Source organism: Tunicatimonas pelagia, from assembly GCF_030506325.1.
Taxonomy (GTDB): Bacteria; Bacteroidota; Bacteroidia; order Cytophagales; family Cyclobacteriaceae; genus Tunicatimonas; species Tunicatimonas pelagia.
This window is the reverse complement of sequence record NZ_CP120683.1, coordinates 868,519-885,634: the sequence shown is the minus strand read 5'-3', so window position 1 is coordinate 885,634 and position 17,116 is coordinate 868,519. Positions and strand designations below refer to the sequence as shown.

Here is a 17,116-nt window from a genome sequence, read left to right as displayed (position 1 = left end):
CCTTCTAATAATGAGAGAAATTCAGTTTCGCGAAGCGCTAAATGAAGCTATGAGCGAAGAAATGCGCCGTGATGAAAATGTTTTTTTAATAGGTGAAGAGGTAGCTGTATACAATGGTGCCTATAAAGTAAGCCAGGGTATGCTTGATGAGTTTGGGGAAAAGCGGGTAATAGATACTCCTATTTCTGAACTGGCATTTACTGGCATTGGTATTGGAGCAGCGATGAACGGCTTACGCCCCATTGTTGAGTTTATGACCTATAACTTTTCGTTGGTCGCCATTGACCAGATTATTAATGGTGCAGCGAAAATCCTTTCTATGTCGGGAGGGCAGTACCATGCACCGGTTGTATTCCGAGGGCCTACCGGTAATGCCGGACAGCTAGGTCAGCAACACTCTCAGAACTTTGATAGTTGGTACGCCAATACCCCTGGTTTAAAGGTAGTAGTGCCGAGTAACCCTAAAGACGCTAAAGGTTTGCTGAAATCGTCGGTGCGGGATGAAGACCCTATTATTTTTATGGAGTCGGAGCTGATGTACAGCGATAAAGGGGAAGTACCCGAAGGTGATGATCTACTGATTCCTATTGGTAAAGCCGATGTGGTGAAAGAAGGAACGGATGTAACCATCGTCTCGTTTGGAAAAGTAATGAAGGTAGCCTTGGAAACGGCCGATGAGTTGCAGAAAGATGATATTTCAGCCGAAGTGATTGACCTTCGTACTATTCGCCCTATTGATTATGAAGCAGTAGTAAACTCTGTGAAGAAAACCAATCGATTGGTAATTGTAGAGGAAGCTTGGCCACTAGGCAATATTTCTACCGAAGTAACTTACCACATACAACGCCATGCCTTCGATTATCTGGATGCTCCCATCCGCCGAATATGCAACTGGGATACGTCACTGCACTACGCCCCCACATTAATTGAAGTAATTTTACCCAACGTAAAAAAGACACTACAAGCGTGTAAAGACGTGCTATACGTTTAATGATTGACGAAGAATGACTAATGATTAATGAAAGAAAACTATTCATCAGTCATTCTTCATTACCCAAACGGGTTAATATTTGCCATTCCTCGCTTGCCTGTCATCTTATTCATTTTCTTCATCATCTTTCTCATCTCAGCGAACTGCTTAAGCAGGCTGTTTACTTCCTGAACATCAGTGCCACTGCCTTTCGCAATACGGCGCTTGCGGCTGCCATTAATCATATCGGGCATTTCACGCTCTTTGGGGGTCATAGAACGAATAATTGCTTCAATTGGCTTGAATGAGTCGTCATCTACATCTAAGTCTTTGATGGCTTTCCCCATGCCGGGCAACATACCAAGCAGGTCTTTAATATTCCCCATCTTCTTAATTTGCTGGAGCTGCGAAAGAAAGTCATTAAAATCGAACTGATTCTTTCGCATCTTGCGGCTCAGTCGCTCCGCTTCTTCCTCATCGAAAACTTCCTGGGCTTTTTCTACCAGCGTGGTTACGTCGCCCATATCCAAAATTCGGCGAGCCATACGGTCGGGGTAGAAAACATCCAGGGCTTCCATTTTCTCCCCGTTACTCACAAACTTAATGGGCTTCTCTACTACCGTTTTGATAGATAGGGCTGCCCCTCCTCGGGTATCACCATCCAGTTTGGTAAGGACGACTCCGTCAAAATTCAGCCGCTCATTAAAAGCCTTAGCAGTATTCACCGCATCTTGCCCCGTCATGGCATCTACCACAAACAAAGTTTCACTTGGGTTGAGCTCTTTTTTTAGGGCAGCAATCTCATTCATCATGGCTTCATCGATGGCTAAGCGACCAGCGGTATCGACAATGACTACTTTTTTTCCATTCTGCTTAGCGTAGCTAATAGCATTGTTAGCAATTTCAACTGGGTTTTTATTTTCGGGCTCAGCGTAAACGTCTACCCCTACTTGTTCACCCAGTACTTTCAACTGATCGATAGCTGCCGGACGGTAAACATCGCAGGCCGTAAGCAGTATGCTTTTGCCTTGCTTCTTCAGGTAGTTGGCAAACTTACCCGAGAACGTTGTTTTACCCGAACCCTGCAAACCAGAAATCAGGACAATAGCCGGGTCGCCCGTGGTATTCACACCTACTCGGCTTCCGCCCATCAGTTCGGCTAGCTCTTCTTCCACAATTTTAGTCAGCAGTTGACCGGGTGAGACAGCAATCAATACATCGCGCCCCAGAGCTTCTTCCTTAATTTTATCAGTAACCTGCTTCGCAACCTTATAATTTACATCAGCATCAATGAGTGCCCGACGAATTTCTTTTACCGTAGTGGCTACGTTAATCTCCGTGATCTGTCCCTGCCCCTTTAGGGTTTTGAATGCCTGGTCGAGCCGATTACTTAAATTATCAAACATAGTGAGTATCTTATAATTACAATACGCTGGTAGTAGGCTATCAGCAGAAATCAAAGTTAGTATTTATACCACAGAAATAATAAAGTTTGCCGGCAGATTGTTCCTCACTCGTAAATACCGGCCTGAAACAGTAATTGCATTTTTTAATGAGTACCTACTCTCGAGGCGAGGTTGATAAAATACACGTGACATCGCTGTTTTTTTCATTAGCATTCTCACTTTATGTAAGGAATTTGGCACAATGAGAAAATACTAAGGGGGTGTGTATTGATAAAATACAAAGCCTTATGGGTAAATTTTATTAATAAAGTGCTGATTACCAATTGATAAAGTTTGAAGAGTTGCTCAATAAATTCAACTAACGCCATTCTGAAAAGTGAGCTAGGCTGGTGGCTGATAATTAGCTATCTCTCAGCAGTACCGCTACAATTTGCTGCGAAAACTTACATAATTCTTCCATGAGCTGGTATCTGCATAAGTTCCTCAGACTATGACCTATTTAATAATTTTGCTATATTTAATATTGGAAAAATATAATTTTCAATATTATTATTATGCGTATGGAGTTGATGGACTTATTTACTGGAAAGAAAAAGAAGTTAGCGAAGGGGCACATGAAGAACTTACTTGAGGTTGCCTATTCTGATGGGGAGTTTGATGATCTGGAAATAGAGTACCTACTTTCGTTAGCAGGGCGGTTTAATATTTCAGAAGCTGAGCTTAAGCTAATTAAAGAGAACCCCAGCTTGGTGGAGTATCAAACCCCTACTCGCGATCAGCAGCGGTTTGAGCATCTGTATCAGTTAGTGAATATGATGATGATGGATGGTCTCATTCACGATAAGGAAGTAGAAATTTGTAAGAAATATGCGCTGAAGCTCAACTTGCGTCCAGAATTTGTGGATGATATGGTAGAAGCAATCCCAGAATCGAGAGCCAATGAGGTTCCTACCGACTTGGTGATTGCCCGCTTATTAAGAATAGCGCAAGAAAAGGCTTGAAACTTACTTAAGTCAAATTTAATTTATAGAGATTGGCTGGGTGTTTATTAAACATTCAGCCAATTTTTTTTTATCTATGCAAAGAATTTCCCAAAGCATGTTTGGGTTTTTTCTTAGAATAGTTCATCATAGCAGCCTGAGTACCTATTCTAAGAACGTTGCACCACTTTCTCAGTTATAATACGGTACTGGAAGCCAAGCTATCGTGCAACTTCAATACTTGTCCACAAGAAACTGATGATGCTTTTACTACCTAACAATAATAATTTTGACATTTAAAGAATTTACACTCCACGAAGATTTACTATCCGGACTTGATGCAATGGGTTTTGCGGAACCCACGCCAATTCAAGCACAAACCATTCCCCCAATTCTTTCTGGAAATGATATTATCGGTTGCGCTCAAACTGGTACGGGCAAAACGGCGGCTTATCTACTTCCTACCATCCATCATATTTTGCAACACAAAGGAGAAGGCATTCAGGCACTGGTAATTGCTCCTACCCGCGAGTTGGCTGGACAAATCGACCAGCAACTAGAAGGGTTTTCTTATTTTACTCCCATTAGCTCTACTACGGTGTACGGCGGACAAGACGCTTCTTCGTTCGACAAGCAAAAAACAGCACTGAAGGGAGGAACTGAAATTGTAATTGCCACTCCGGGCAAACTGCTAACCCACTTGAACCTGGGCTACGTTAATTTAGATCGGCTAAAGTTTTTCATTCTGGACGAGGCCGACCGGATGCTAGATATGGGCTTTTACGATGACATTATGCGGATTGCCCACTACGTGCCCCAGCAACGGCAAACTCTCATGTTTTCAGCCACTATGCCCCCCAAAATTCGGCAGCTAGCCAAAAACTTATTGAATGATCCGGAAGAAGTTAATATTGCCCTTTCTAAACCCGCCGAACGGATTCTTCAAGCGGCATTTAGTGTACATGCTCACCAAAAACTAGGACTGCTGGAACATCTGCTGAAAGCTAAAAAGGTAAATAGCTTAATCGTTTTCTGTGCCCGAAAAACTACGGTAAAAGAAGTGAGCAGAGTGATAGAAAAGCTAGATTATGAGGTGGCCGCTATCTCGTCTGACCTGGAGCAATCTGAGCGCGAGAATATTTTACGGAAGTTTAAGAATAAGCAACTAAATATCTTAGTGGCGACCGACATTTTGTCAAGAGGTATTGATGTAGAAGGTATTGAACTTGTGATTAATTACGATGTGCCTCACGATGCCGAAGATTACGTTCACCGCATTGGCCGAACTGCCCGAGCTGCCGCCCGGGGAGCAGCCTTTACCTTTATCACTCCCGACGAGCAAGGCTCATTTTCCCGGATCGAGAAACTAATTGAATCCACTGTACCCAAGGCTAAAATACCCGAATACTTAGGAGAAGCTCCGGCCTACGAACCCAATAAGCGACGGGGACGGGGCGGTAGTAATTATCGGAAACGAAACGGTGGAAAGCGACAGAAAAGCTGATGGCTAATGAGTAGAGAATAATGATTGATGAATAATAAACCTTATTCTGATAATTATTTACCCCAAGGTTCGTGTCGTCACGAACCTTAGAAGTTTATCGGAATATCCTCTAATGAAGGATTGCTACTTATCATTCATCATCGCCAAGGTTGTATTAACCTTTACTGAAGCATGTAGGGTTTTATGCACCGGGCATTTATCGGCAATCTCTCGCAACCGATCTCGTTGCTGCTCCGTCAGATCACCCTTCACTTCTATAACCCGCTCCAGGTGATCAATTTTCTTAACCGGGTCTTCACAGTCCTGGCAGTCATCGTCGTAAATTTTCTGATGTTTTACGTGAACAATTACCTCTTCTAAAGGCCATTTTTTATGATTGGCGTACATTCGCAGCGTCATCCCGGTGCAAGCTCCCAAGCTAGCTGCCAGCAAGTCGTAGGGAGAAGGCCCTAAATCCAATCCACCTACCGCCTCAGGTTCGTCGGCGGTTAAGGCGTGCTGTCCCGCCATAATTTCGGTAGTAAAAGTTTGTTGCGTGCGGGTTACCACTTGTAAATCGGTGGAAAGAGGAGTAGGGGAGCGAGGAATAATGTAGCGTTCTACCCAAGTGGCAATCGCCCGGCCCACGTACAGCGAGTCTTCTTTTCGGCTAAGTAAGTGGTCAGCATTGTCTAATGAAACAAATGATTTTGGATGCCGGGCTTGTTGATAAATCTTAGCGGCATTATCAATACTTACCGTTTGATCAGCCGGAGAGTGCAGAATCAACAATGGTTTACGGATTTGCTCAATTTGGTGATCGTGGTGGGCTTGGTTAACATCATCTAAAAACTGCTTTTTTATGGTAAACTTTCTTCCGGCTAAAGAAACTACGGCTTCACCTTCTTCCTTGATCTTGGCTATATCATCTTCTAGTAGGTGCTGTACGTGTTCAGGATCAGCCGGAGCACCGATAGTAGCTACTGCTTCTACGGACTGAATGCGGCTGCTAGCAATGAGTACAGCAGCCCCACCTAGCGAATGTCCCACCAATAATTTTGGAGCTTGATAATTAGTGGCCAAATATTCAGCGGCAGCTTCTAAGTCCTGAATATTGGTAGAAAAATTAGTATCGGAAAAATCACCCTCACTTTCGCCTAATCCGGTAAAGTCAAACCGAAGCACGGCCATCCCCGTTTGGGTTAAAGCCCGACTAATGTGAGTAACTGCGTTTAAATTTTTGCTACAGGTAAAACAGTGGGCAAATATGGCGAAGGCATGAGGACTGTTATCAGCTGGCATTTCTAGGCGGGCCGATAGCTGATGGCCAGTTTGATTGGAAAAAGTAAGCGTGTGAGACATAAGTAAATAATACGTTGTTCTACTAAAGAATACGGTAAAAGACTATAATTAGATCGTCTGCTATCTGACGAAAAACTAAATGACAGGGTTATTTCCAGGGGAATACATATATAGTATTAACAATGAGCCATAATTTGAAATATATTATTTTTAAGCTTGCTTTTAGTGATATATTTATATAAAATGCAAACTACATGGTAAATTTTTTGTATGTCCCAGCTCAAAGGTAATTTATCCATTGCTACTAACGATCATTACTGGGAGCGCCTTATCCAAGGTGATCAGACAGTACTAAAGGTGCTCTACAATCAATACGCAACACTACTATATAACTACGGTCGCTACATTACTCAGGACGCTACGCTGGTTCAGGACTGCATTCATGATTTGTTTCTTGACTTATGGAACCAGCACCAAAGTCTCAGTAGCACGACGGCGGTGAAGCCCTATTTGTATAAAGCCCTACGGCGTAAAATTGTAGCTGAAGAGCGAAAAATTACGCGACAGTTGACCGCGCCGGTATCCACTGATGAGTACATAGATACACAATATCTGTATGAATTTCCGGAAGCTGAGCCATCCGAAGATGTTAATAAGGTCAGACTGACCCAGGCACTTACCGCTCTTCCCAAGCGGCAGCGAGAGGTATTGAGCCTCATCTTCTTTGAGAATTTGACCCGGCCAGAAGCCGCCGAAGTGATGGGAATTGATACGCGGACAATCTACTCCTTAACGTGCCGGGCGATAAAAAGCTTGCGTCAAGACCTTGTCGTGGTAAACCCTGCTGTATTACTAAGCTGCCTGCTTGCTTTGTGTTATTACTAATAATGCATAATAGTAGGCTGAAATATGCATTAATTACAACAAATGCATTTGTTTTATGCATACATGATAAATATTAAAAATTTATTTCCCGAAAACGTCTACATTTTTCACCTAGCTTCCTTCTACTTACACATGCATCAATGTAAGTAGACAGATGAACCACTTCAATTCGGTAGAAGATTTTGCAGCCAACCTCTCTTTCAGAAAGTGGGTCATTGACAACGATGCACAGGCCGAAGAAGCGTGGCGAGACTACCTCAGTCGGTATCCTGAAAAAGCACCACTGATAGAAGAAGCGAAGAGGGTTGTGCGAGAACTCTCCCGCACTACGTACCGGATGTCCGATCAGCAGTTCACGGCTACTTGGCGTAGCATAGAAGCTGATTTATCCAGGCCGACAGTAATACCTTCTTCCCATCGTCAACGTAGCGTACCGCTGTATTGGTACTACGCAGCGGCTTCGTTGTCCGCGCTCGCTATCGCTGCGGCTGTCTGGCTGTATCTCGTGCAGACAACGATCCAAACGTACCAAACCGCCTACGGCGAAACCAGAGAACTGTTACTACCCGACAGCTCGGTGGTGACTCTCAACGCTAATTCTACCCTGGCCTATAATCCTGCTGATTTTCAGGAACATCGAGTGGTGCAGGTTGCGGGGGAAGCCTACTTTGCCATTAAAAAACAGCATGATCCCCAGGGTGCGTTAACTTCATTCATTGTAAATACGGAAGCACTGGCTGTAGAGGTGCTGGGAACAGAGTTTAACGTAAATACACGTCGGGCACGTACTCAAGTAGTACTGACTGAGGGCAGTGTGAAATTGCAGCTTCCGGCTGAGGCAGTAGAAACACCTATCTATATGAACCCTGGTGATATGGTTACCTATCAGCCAGAAATACAGAAAATACAACAAACGCTTGTGAATCCTGCCCTGCATACCGCCTGGAAGCGGAGCGAACTGGTGTTTGAAGATACCCCGGTACGCGAGATCATCTACGTACTGGAAGATACCTACGGATTGACAATTACCCTAGAAGATGAGTCAGTAGCCCATCGAAAGTATACAGGTACCTTTCACGAGCCTGATCCGGAAATCATACTCTTAGCATTGAAAACCCTCTTTAATTTGGAAATAAACCGTAATGGAAATGTAATTATCCTACAATAAGGCCATCCGATACGTCTCGCTCGGTCAAGTTAAACGACCGGATAGCTCTTTACTTAATAATAATCCTAAACCTATGCAAAACTTTTTACAAAAGTCGATAGCACCGCTATGTTTTTTGGTGCTACTCTGTCCACCTGAGTCACTACGTGCTCAATCACTACTCGCTGCTACCTACGATTCGCCCAATGAGTTCTGGCAGAAGGGCGAAGTAACAATTGAACAGGCCCTTCGGCAGTTGGAAAAGAAATTTGACGTTTCTTTCCACTACGAAACTGATTTGGTGCGAGCCATTAAACTGAATAAGAATACCCAGGCAGTCACGAAAGAAAGTATTCAAGTAGCACTAAAACAGCTGCTCACACCGGCTAATCTTCACTATCGTAAGCTAGACGAACGCTATTACCTCATTATTCGCAACGCGTCGCCCCCCAAAGTTCGTCGGCAAAATGTCAGTACCAGCCCATCGGCATCTTCGGAGCTAACGGTAGAGCGCCGTGCCGGTACGGTAAAGCTTGCCTCATCTGGCGACCGATCGGGTGCCTTTACTGAGAAAAGTATTGCGGGCCAGGTGACGGACTTATCTAACGGGGAAGGTTTGCCGGGGGTAAATATCGTCGTGAAAGGCACCACCGTGGGCACGGTCACCGACGTAGAAGGCAACTACCGCCTGACCATGGCCGATGATGCCAAAATACTGGTATTTTCTTCCGTAGGCTACATCAATGAGGAGATAACCATCGGTAATCAGACCGTTATTAACGTGTCCCTAGCCCCTGATGTGCAGTCGCTGCAGGAGGTCGTCGTCGTAGGCTACGGCACCCAACAACGGAAGGATATTACTGGGTCGGTTGCCTCGGTGAAGACCGAAGCACTGGAGAAGATTGTTACTCCCTCGCTAGACCAAGCGTTACAAGGCCGAACCCCAGGCTTGCTGGTCTCTAACTCTAACGGTGGGGCACCCGGGGCGGCTCCCACCGTACGCATCAGGGGCTCTAACTCTATCAATAGCGGCAATGAACCACTGTACGTGATTGATGGGTTTCCAGTGTATCCTAATAATACTGCTCTTCGGGGCGAAGGAAGCTTTAGAACGGATCAATTGTCGCCTAACACCAGTAATATTTTGTCGACCATCAACCCTAACGATATTGCGTCTATTGAAGTACTCAAGGATGCCTCCGCGACCGCTATCTACGGATCTCGCGGAGCCAACGGAGTCATCGTGATTACGACCAAACGCGGTAAGGAAGGAGGTAGTCGCCTGAACCTGGATGTCTATTCGGGAGTAAATACAATTACTGAGCGATATCCTGTGATGAACGCCGGACAGTACGCCCGATTGATCAACGAGTTCAACGCCGCTTTCGACGTAGCCCCGACATTTACCAATGACCAGGTTCAGGCGTTTGACCAAAACGGAGGAGTCGACTGGCAAGATCAGATATTTCGGACGGGGCGAGTCAATAACGTGCAGCTATCGACGAACGGTGCTAACAATAAGGTACAGTACTATCTGTCGGGGAACTACTACAATGAGGAAGGTATCATAAAAAGCAGTGGGCTAGAGCGGTTTTCGCTGCGAGCTAACCTCGACGTGAGTCCTTCGGAAAAACTGATCATTGGTAATTCGTTTACCAGCTCGTATACGGTGGAAGAGGCGGTTCCTAACGGCGGAAGAAACCCCAATACGGGACCCGGCGTAGTGTTTAGTGCCCTGCAATTTCCTCCTACCGATCCGGTTTTTAACGATGATGATAGCTACTTTTTGTTTCCTACCCGGGGCAATACTGCTTTCGCCAACCCTTTAGCTATCGTAGAAACCCAGGATATTACGTACCAGAGTCTGCGCTCATTGGGAACGTTCTACCTGAACTACGAATTTATACCAGGCCTAAGCGGCAAGATAAACGTAGGGTACGATCTGCTGAGCCGCAGCGAGCGTGCTTATTACCCCACAACTACGCTGTACGGTAGCGAAGTAGGCGGCGCGGCTCGTCTGCTCGATGTGTTTGACGTTACCTGGCTTACTGACTTTCTGCTAAACTACCGGAAAACGATCGGAGTGCACCAATTCAATGCGGTGGCCGGATTTAGTGCCCAAGCGAATACGTTGGAAAGAACGCTGACCGGCCGAAACAACTTTGTGACCGACGCCTTTGGCACCGCTAACTTGGGTGGAGGGGCCTCGGAGGTGATTCCTCAGTCTTCGTTAGACGATTGGTCTATTGCCAGTTGGCTGGGTCGGATCAACTACTCACTACTAGATCGCTATTTATTCACCCTCAGTGGCCGGTACGACGGCTCATCGCGCTTTGGCGAGAACAATAAGTTTGGGTTTTTTCCTTCGGGAGCACTCGGTTGGCGCGTAAGTAATGAGCCCTTTATGCAGAACATCAGCACGATTAGCGATCTAAAGTTCCGGGTAAGCTACGGAGTTACGGGCAACCAGGAGATTGGCCTGTACCGTTCGCTACCTCGGTTTATCACCGTTGGTGAAGTGTTTGGCCAAGATGCCGCCGTCGGGGTTCGCCCCGCCAACAATGGAATTCCGAATCCTGACTTGACCTGGGAAAGAACCCGGCAGTTTGATATTGGCTTTGATATGACGTTGTTCAACGACCGAGTGAATATCACAGCCGATTATTACAATAAAGTAACCGAAGACCTGATACTAGAATTTCCGGTAGCTATTGAGTCGGGGTTTACCAGTGTACTTCAAAACTCGGGTAGTGTAGAAAATAGAGGTATTGAGCTAGCGATAGGAACCAATCTGGCGGTGGGCAATCTCAATATCTCGGTGAACGCTAACTATACGTACAACAATAACAATATCCTTGACCTGGGAGGGCAGGATACGATCATTATCGGGAATACGGGGCGCGCCCACATTATTGGTCAAGACCTGGGTACGCTGTACGCCATGGATTTTGCGGGGATTTGGCAGAGCGACGAAGCTGCCGAAGCTGCGGAGTTTGACCGGAAACCTGGTGATCCGAAGTTTGTCGATATTAGTCAAGATGGTAGCTATGACCTGGCGGACGATCGAACTGTGATCGGAGTCACTCAGCCTACATCATTCTACGGATTGAGCACCGCGTTTAATTACAAGGGAATTGAGCTTAGTGTGTTTTTACAGGGCTCGGCGGGCAACCTGGCCCGAGGAAGAACCGATATTGGCGGGTTTGGTGGAAATGTCGGCGGATTCGGGGGCGAGAGCAACGCTTTTACGTCGTCGTTAGATCATTGGACACCCACAAATCCTAGCAACCTTAATCCTGCGCTTAGCTCGCAAGACCCCTTGCTGAACTCCAGTGTTTCTCCTTCGGGAAGAGATTTTCAATCAGTAGATTTCTTACGGCTGAGAAACGTGACCCTGGCGTACACCTTCCCCGTGACGGTGCTAGAATCCTGGGGCATTTCCCGGCTGCGTGTCTACGCCAGCGGACAGAACCTGCTGACGTTTACCGAGTACACCGGACAAGATCCGGAGTCAGGATCCACTTCAGCCTATCCCTTTGCCCGCAACTTTCGCGTAGGACTCAATCTTGGCTTTTAATTACCGAAAAAAAGACACAATGAAAATACATAACTACCTCATCGCTTTTGCACTCGTCACCGCTTCCGTAGGGTGTGATGATTTCTTAGAAGAAGATCCTCAGTCGTTTATCAATCCGGGCAACTTCTTTCAGACAGAATCGGATGCCCAGGCGGCGGCCATCGCTTGCTATGACTTTTACGGATCAGGCAATCCCGTTACGTTTGGCTGGTGGCGCGACTTCACCTACGAAGCACTGCACGATGATTTTGTGCTGCGAGCCTTAGGAAACGCTAATAACGTACGGGAGCAAGCCTTTTACCGCGATTTCGGACCAGCCACCGGCAACATTAGCGACGCGTACTTCAGTCACTTTCGGGGCATCAATGCGTTTAACGTAGCGATTGACGGGATCAGCGGCATGGAAGAGTTTGAGGGGAAAAGCGCGCTGGTGGCAGAAGCCAAGTTTCTGCGAGCGTACAGCTACTTCATTCTAGTACGGTTATTTGGGCGAATCCCCTTGATAGAAGAACCGTTAGGCGTGAATGAGGTGCGAGAAATACCGCGATCTGCGTCAGTAGAGCCCGTGTACGACCTGATTATTGCTGACCTGAATGAAGGAGTCAACAACTTATGGGAAACCGCTCCGGCACCCGGCAGAGCCACCCGGTGGGCCGCGATGGGGCTGTTGGCGAAAGTGTACCTGACCCGAGAGAACTGGGGCGAAGCGACCTCGCTAGCGGCTCAGGTGATCAATGAAGGCCCTCACGAACTGTTACCGGTTTACGCGGATATCTTTAGCGATCGGAACGAAAATAACGCTGAGTCTATCTTCGAGCTACAGATGGAAATAGAACTGGAGCGGGCCAACCAAGTGGGCAACTGGCCCCGAGGAATAGGGCCAGCCGGTGGAGATGATTTCTTTCTGGGACCCAACTGGGGTGGCGTGTACATCGCCAGCGATGACCTCTTGGAGTCGTTTGAGCCAGGAGACGCCCGAAGGGATTTGATCAGTACCAGCGTTACGAAAGCAGATGGCACCCTCGTTGAGTTTTTTGCCGATGGGGCAGAGCCCAACTACCCGCTCAAGCGCGTGCCTTCGTCCTATATTGAAGGGACAGAATCTAACAACAACTCCGGTTACAACTACATCTACCTGAGACTGGGCGAAGTCTATCTGATGGCTGCCGAAGCTGAAAATGAGGCCAATGGCCCGGCTGATGCGTACCAGTACATCAACGTAGTTCGGGAGCGGGCGGGGCTTCCCCCCTTGGCCGGACTGTCGTCGGAGGCGTTTCGCACGGCAGTACGAGCCGAGCGAAGACATGAGCTATACGACGAACGGAAGCGGTACTTCGATCTGCTACGCTGGGGGAACCTCGTAGAGCGGACGCTGGCCGTAAAGCCCGAGGCACTGATTCAGGATTTTCATACGCTGTGGCCTATTCCGCAGTCCGCGGCGGACCGTAATCCGGCACTACGCGGTGATCAGAACGTCGGCTATTAGTTCGGCGACAAAAGGCAGAGGCGTAGATTAGCATCTGTGCCTCTGTAACTATGTTCTGACCGAGAACACCGAGTAGCTACGCGGTAGCACACCATCAGTATTCGTTCGCCGACAATCCACGCAAGGTATCTGACCGGCGGCGGACTGATTGATTACGATAAGGGTGATATACGGGTTGACTTGTGTCGCTGAGGTGGCATAGCTCCGCCCCAGCAATAAGCTTTTTCAAGCATCCGTCATTGAGTAATTTTCAACTAAAACCCAATAATCCATGCGAACCTTAACCAATTTTTGTTTTCTACTAAGCTGCTGTTTATGCGTAAGCACCTACGCACAGACCACCTACTACGTGGCTCCGGCGGGCAGTAATAGTAACGATGGGCTGAGTCCGGCCAATGCCTGGCAAACTATTGCCTACGCACTGGCGAATGTAACCTCCGGCCAAGGGCATACCATTCAATTGAGTGCCGGGGAATTTACGGAGAATAGCGTGCTGACGATTCCTAACGGAGTAAACCTGGTGGGGGCCGGTTCAGAACAGACGACCGTGAAGGTGAACTACTTTTACGATATCACGACCGTGCCCCGTCAATTTGCCGATGGACGCGATGCCGGGTACGATCCGGCTCCTGAAGAGTGCGTGATCCAGATGAACGGTCGCGATCATTTGATCAAAGGCTTCAAACTTGATGGGCAAAACCGGCAAAGCCACGGAGGTATCCGGGTAGATACGGCTGCCAACATGGTCTTTGAAGACTTGCACATCACCCAGTTCCGCTACGTTGGGCTGTGGGTGCAGGTGTCGGACAATGTTGTGGTGCGGGATAGCAAATTTATCAATACCTCATTCCCCAACACCGTACGCTGTTCTGGTAGTATCATGTTTTTTAGAGGAAAAGACGTTAAAGTGTATAATAACGAGCTGCGGGAAGACGAGCTAGAGTCTTACACTGTGATGCTGTTTGATCAGGATCAGGATGCTTTCTTTGAGAACAACAACCGTTTCCGAGGTAATCCTCCGGTGCTGCGTAACTTTGAGTTTTATGAGAATACCTGCTTTGTGTTGGAGGTGGGAGCGTGGCAGAATCGGCAATCACCGGCTATTACGATGAACATGATCGGGGCCAGCGCTCTGAATTGGGATATTCACCACAATTGGTTCAATAATACGGTCTCGATGGCGATGTTCAACAATCAAACCTTCGGGTTACAATCCACTGAGCGTTCGGTGAGGCTTCATCACAATTACTGGGATATGGGATACAACGAGTACCGCTATGCTATTGAGACAATTGTACCCCACATGGAGATTGACCACAATATATTCAGCGGCGGTTTGTATCCGCTGGCTACGTTCGGGGGCAATCCTAAGCCATCGGGCTACCGGGATCATAAGATTCACCACAATGTGTTTTACAACCCTTCGTCGGCATTTATCAATAGTACCAATGGGCGTCATGAATTTGGTTTTGAGGTAGCATTCTACAATGATTTTCCGGAAGATTTTCAGTTTGTCAACAATACCATTATTGACACCACGGCCCGGGGATTGAATGAATACTTCCGCAAGCAACTGAGCCCGGAGGTGGCCGGTGTTGGAGCTGCCACAATTGCAAATAACATCTTCATCAGTACCAACAAGGCTAATAATAATCCGCGCGAGGGGTTTGACGCAGAGGACTTTCTGGATCCTCTAGTGAGCAACAACTTATTTTACCAAACGGGATCGTTTGGGGACGCGGCCATTAGGGTAAACCCCAACGAAGGCCCCGAGTCTATTCTGAAATTCGCGGGCGAGCTGCAAGAGAGCTATTTTGAGCTGGCCGAAGGAAGTCCGGCCATTGACGCGGGCATCTATCTGCCGGGATTGAGACTAGAAGATTACAACGGGCCGGCTCCCGATCTGGGAGCCTTTGAAAGTGGCTCCGGTGGACCAACCACCAACATTCCCCCGCAGGGAGAAATCACGAGCCCCCGGGCCAACACTCCCTTCTTCAGTGGCGATGTCATTACGGTGACCGTCGACGCCTCCGACTTTGACGGAAGTGTAGCCAGCGCGGCGTTTTTTCTCGGCAGCACCAAGCTAGGCGAAGATACTACTGCCCCGTATCGCTACGACTGGGAAGGGGCCTTTGTTGGTACGTATCAACTCACGATCCGCATCACGGACGACAGCGGTACGGTCACCACCACCGATCCGGTAACGGTTGTTGTGTCGCCTCTCGCCGACTATACCATTGGGGCCGAAGCGGATGCGTTCGTGCGGGGGGGCAACAACGCCAATAATAACTTTAATACCGAAGAGCTCACGGTAAGAGGAGTAAATAACGTCAATATCACTTTTCATAGCTACTTACGCTTTAGCACAGACGAGATTGAGAGCGACACAGATCAGATACAGCTTGCCCTACAAGTTACCAGTGCACAAGATGGCCGGGGCGAAATGCCTATTGATATAGCCTTCGTCGCAGACGATAGCTGGGACGAATCGCAGATCACCTGGAACACCAAGCCCGCCGGAAGCACCAATGTTGGTCGGCTGATTGTGGGGTCTGATGATGAAGGAATCAAAAAGGTGATTGATGTCACCGACTTGGTGCAAAACGCCCGAGCAGCGAATGGCGACGGTAAAGTATCCTTCGTCCTGACCATGCCCAGCAGCGTAGACGCTACAGTTATATTTGGGTCTAAAGAAAGTGCAGCCCCGGCGGCCTTAGAAGTGATCCGGGCTTCTTCCAGTGTCCGTCGCAGCACGCCTCCGGTAGCCGATGCTTTTGTGCGCGGGGGTAGCTTCAGTCAAGACAACTACGGTCAGGAGACGGAGTTGGTGGTGAAGAAAGTAGCAGACAACACCTTTTCTCGCTACAGTTACCTGCGGTTCTCGTTAGATGATATCCGGGGCGAGGTAGATTTCGCTCAGTTAGTCATTAATGCTTTAGCGATAGATATTCAGGGGCAAGGGCCCGTAGAGCTCTATCGGGTGGATAACGACCAGTGGGATGAGAATAATATCACTTGGGCTAACCGTCCGGCGTGCGGCCAGCGGTTGGGTGAGATTGTGGTTGACAAAAATACCCTGGGGGTGCAAACCCTGGATATCACCGAGGTAGTGAGTCAAGAAACTGATGGGGTGCTGAGTCTGGCACTGGTGCAGCCTGCCAATGCGGCTGTTGGAGTCACATTTGGCTCTCGGGAAAGTAACACTTCGCCGGCGCTAGTATACACGACTGCTCTCCGTTCAGTGAAGCCCGTGCTGGAAAACGGCGGACGGCTAACGTACAATCCAGCGGATACGACCTACACCGCCCGCTTCGGCTATTATAATCAAAATGCGGGTATCATTAGCATTCCAGTAGGAGCCAAGAGCCGATTTACCGGCCCTTTCCAAGATCGGGGGCAGACGGTGAACTTTCTGCCGGGACGGCAGCGCGGGGTGTTTGAAGTCATCTTACAGCCGGGCGAAACTACGGTCTGGACACTGACGGGCCCCGATGGGAAGCGTCGTACTTCTACCGTTTCCGCTCCTCACAACACCAATGCGCGTGTTGCTGAGCGACAGAAAAAGGGGATAGGTAGTGAGATAGGTAGCGTAGATGATCTTATCCTGTACCCAAACCCGGCTCAGCGTACGCTGCACCTGTCGGGCTTGGCTACTGAATCGGCTCAGCTATCCATTAGCGATATGCTGGGGCGGGTCGTACTGAAAGAGGCACTGTCCGGTTCATCGGCTGATATCGACGTGAGTCAATTGCACCCGGGCTTATATGTACTATCTATTGAACGAGGGGGGCAGGATGATGTCACGCACAAGCTATTGATAGAATAGAGAAGTAGATTAGCTGGGGGCTTTCTTCGCGGAAAGCCCCCTTTTCTAGTGCAT

At 47.9% G+C, this 17,116-nt stretch carries 10 protein-coding genes; 8 read left to right on the top strand and 2 right to left on the bottom strand.

The features are described 5' to 3' along the window. Positions 1 to 10: 10 nt before the first annotated feature. Positions 11 to 991, top strand: coding sequence for a pyruvate dehydrogenase complex E1 component subunit beta (locus P0M28_RS03540; RefSeq protein ID WP_302208112.1), 981 nt, complete (start codon positions 11 to 13; stop codon positions 989 to 991). 59 nt (positions 992 to 1,050) lie between these two features. Here P0M28_RS03540 and ffh read toward each other — a convergent pair whose 3' ends face one another. Continuing rightward, positions 1,051 to 2,376, bottom strand: coding sequence for a signal recognition particle protein (gene ffh, locus P0M28_RS03535; protein ID WP_302208110.1), 1,326 nt, complete (start codon positions 2,374 to 2,376; stop codon positions 1,051 to 1,053). Between the two features lie 554 nt (positions 2,377 to 2,930). Between ffh and P0M28_RS03530 the strand changes: the two genes are divergently transcribed. Both P0M28_RS03530 and P0M28_RS03525 read left to right on the top strand, forming a co-directional pair. Next, positions 2,931 to 3,377, top strand: coding sequence for a tellurite resistance TerB family protein (locus P0M28_RS03530; protein WP_302208109.1), 447 nt, complete (start codon positions 2,931 to 2,933; stop codon positions 3,375 to 3,377). Positions 3,378 to 3,645: 268 nt separating this feature from the next. After that, positions 3,646 to 4,860, top strand: a complete 1,215-nt coding sequence (locus tag P0M28_RS03525) for a DEAD/DEAH box helicase (protein WP_302208108.1) — start codon at positions 3,646 to 3,648, stop codon at positions 4,858 to 4,860. A 123-nt stretch (positions 4,861 to 4,983) separates the two neighbouring features. On the opposite strand, the gene P0M28_RS03520 is transcribed toward P0M28_RS03525, so the two are convergent. Beyond that, positions 4,984 to 6,201 (bottom strand): bifunctional alpha/beta hydrolase/OsmC family protein, encoded by a 1,218-nt coding sequence (locus tag P0M28_RS03520; RefSeq protein WP_302208107.1) that lies wholly within the window; start codon positions 6,199 to 6,201, stop codon positions 4,984 to 4,986. A 210-nt stretch (positions 6,202 to 6,411) separates the two neighbouring features. On the opposite strand from P0M28_RS03520, the gene P0M28_RS03515 reads away from it, so the two are divergent. From P0M28_RS03515 to P0M28_RS03495, 5 genes are all read left to right on the top strand, one after another. Further along, positions 6,412 to 7,026 carry an RNA polymerase sigma factor gene (locus tag P0M28_RS03515; RefSeq protein WP_302208105.1) on the top strand — a complete coding sequence of 205 codons (615 nt, stop codon included), beginning with the start codon at positions 6,412 to 6,414 and terminating at the stop codon, positions 7,024 to 7,026. Between the two features lie 154 nt (positions 7,027 to 7,180). Further along, positions 7,181 to 8,194 (top strand): FecR family protein, encoded by a 1,014-nt coding sequence (locus P0M28_RS03510; RefSeq protein ID WP_302208104.1) that lies wholly within the window; start codon positions 7,181 to 7,183, stop codon positions 8,192 to 8,194. A 73-nt stretch (positions 8,195 to 8,267) separates the two neighbouring features. Next, complete coding sequence (locus P0M28_RS03505; protein ID WP_302208103.1) at positions 8,268 to 11,750, top strand: SusC/RagA family TonB-linked outer membrane protein; 3,483 nt, start codon at positions 8,268 to 8,270, stop codon at positions 11,748 to 11,750. Positions 11,751 to 11,769: 19 nt separating this feature from the next. After that, complete coding sequence (locus P0M28_RS03500; RefSeq protein ID WP_302208102.1) at positions 11,770 to 13,236, top strand: RagB/SusD family nutrient uptake outer membrane protein; 1,467 nt, start codon at positions 11,770 to 11,772, stop codon at positions 13,234 to 13,236. A gap of 271 nt (positions 13,237 to 13,507) precedes the next feature. Then, on the top strand, positions 13,508 to 17,062 hold the full coding sequence (locus P0M28_RS03495) for a CBM96 family carbohydrate-binding protein (protein WP_302208101.1): 3,555 nt from the start codon (positions 13,508 to 13,510) through the stop codon (positions 17,060 to 17,062). Positions 17,063 to 17,116: the final 54 nt, after the last annotated feature.

Coding starts and splice junctions, on each gene's coding strand:
- P0M28_RS03540 (WP_302208112.1), top strand. CDS start 11: ATGAGAGAAATTCAGTTTCGCGAAGCGCTAAATGAAGCTATGAGCGAA.
- ffh (WP_302208110.1), bottom strand. CDS start 2,376: ATGTTTGATAATTTAAGTAATCGGCTCGACCAGGCATTCAAAACCCTA.
- P0M28_RS03530 (WP_302208109.1), top strand. CDS start 2,931: ATGCGTATGGAGTTGATGGACTTATTTACTGGAAAGAAAAAGAAGTTA.
- P0M28_RS03520 (WP_302208107.1), bottom strand. CDS start 6,201: ATGTCTCACACGCTTACTTTTTCCAATCAAACTGGCCATCAGCTATCG.
- P0M28_RS03515 (WP_302208105.1), top strand. CDS start 6,412: ATGTCCCAGCTCAAAGGTAATTTATCCATTGCTACTAACGATCATTAC.
- P0M28_RS03510 (WP_302208104.1), top strand. CDS start 7,181: ATGAACCACTTCAATTCGGTAGAAGATTTTGCAGCCAACCTCTCTTTC.
- P0M28_RS03505 (WP_302208103.1), top strand. CDS start 8,268: ATGCAAAACTTTTTACAAAAGTCGATAGCACCGCTATGTTTTTTGGTG.
- P0M28_RS03500 (WP_302208102.1), top strand. CDS start 11,770: ATGAAAATACATAACTACCTCATCGCTTTTGCACTCGTCACCGCTTCC.
- P0M28_RS03495 (WP_302208101.1), top strand. CDS start 13,508: ATGCGAACCTTAACCAATTTTTGTTTTCTACTAAGCTGCTGTTTATGC.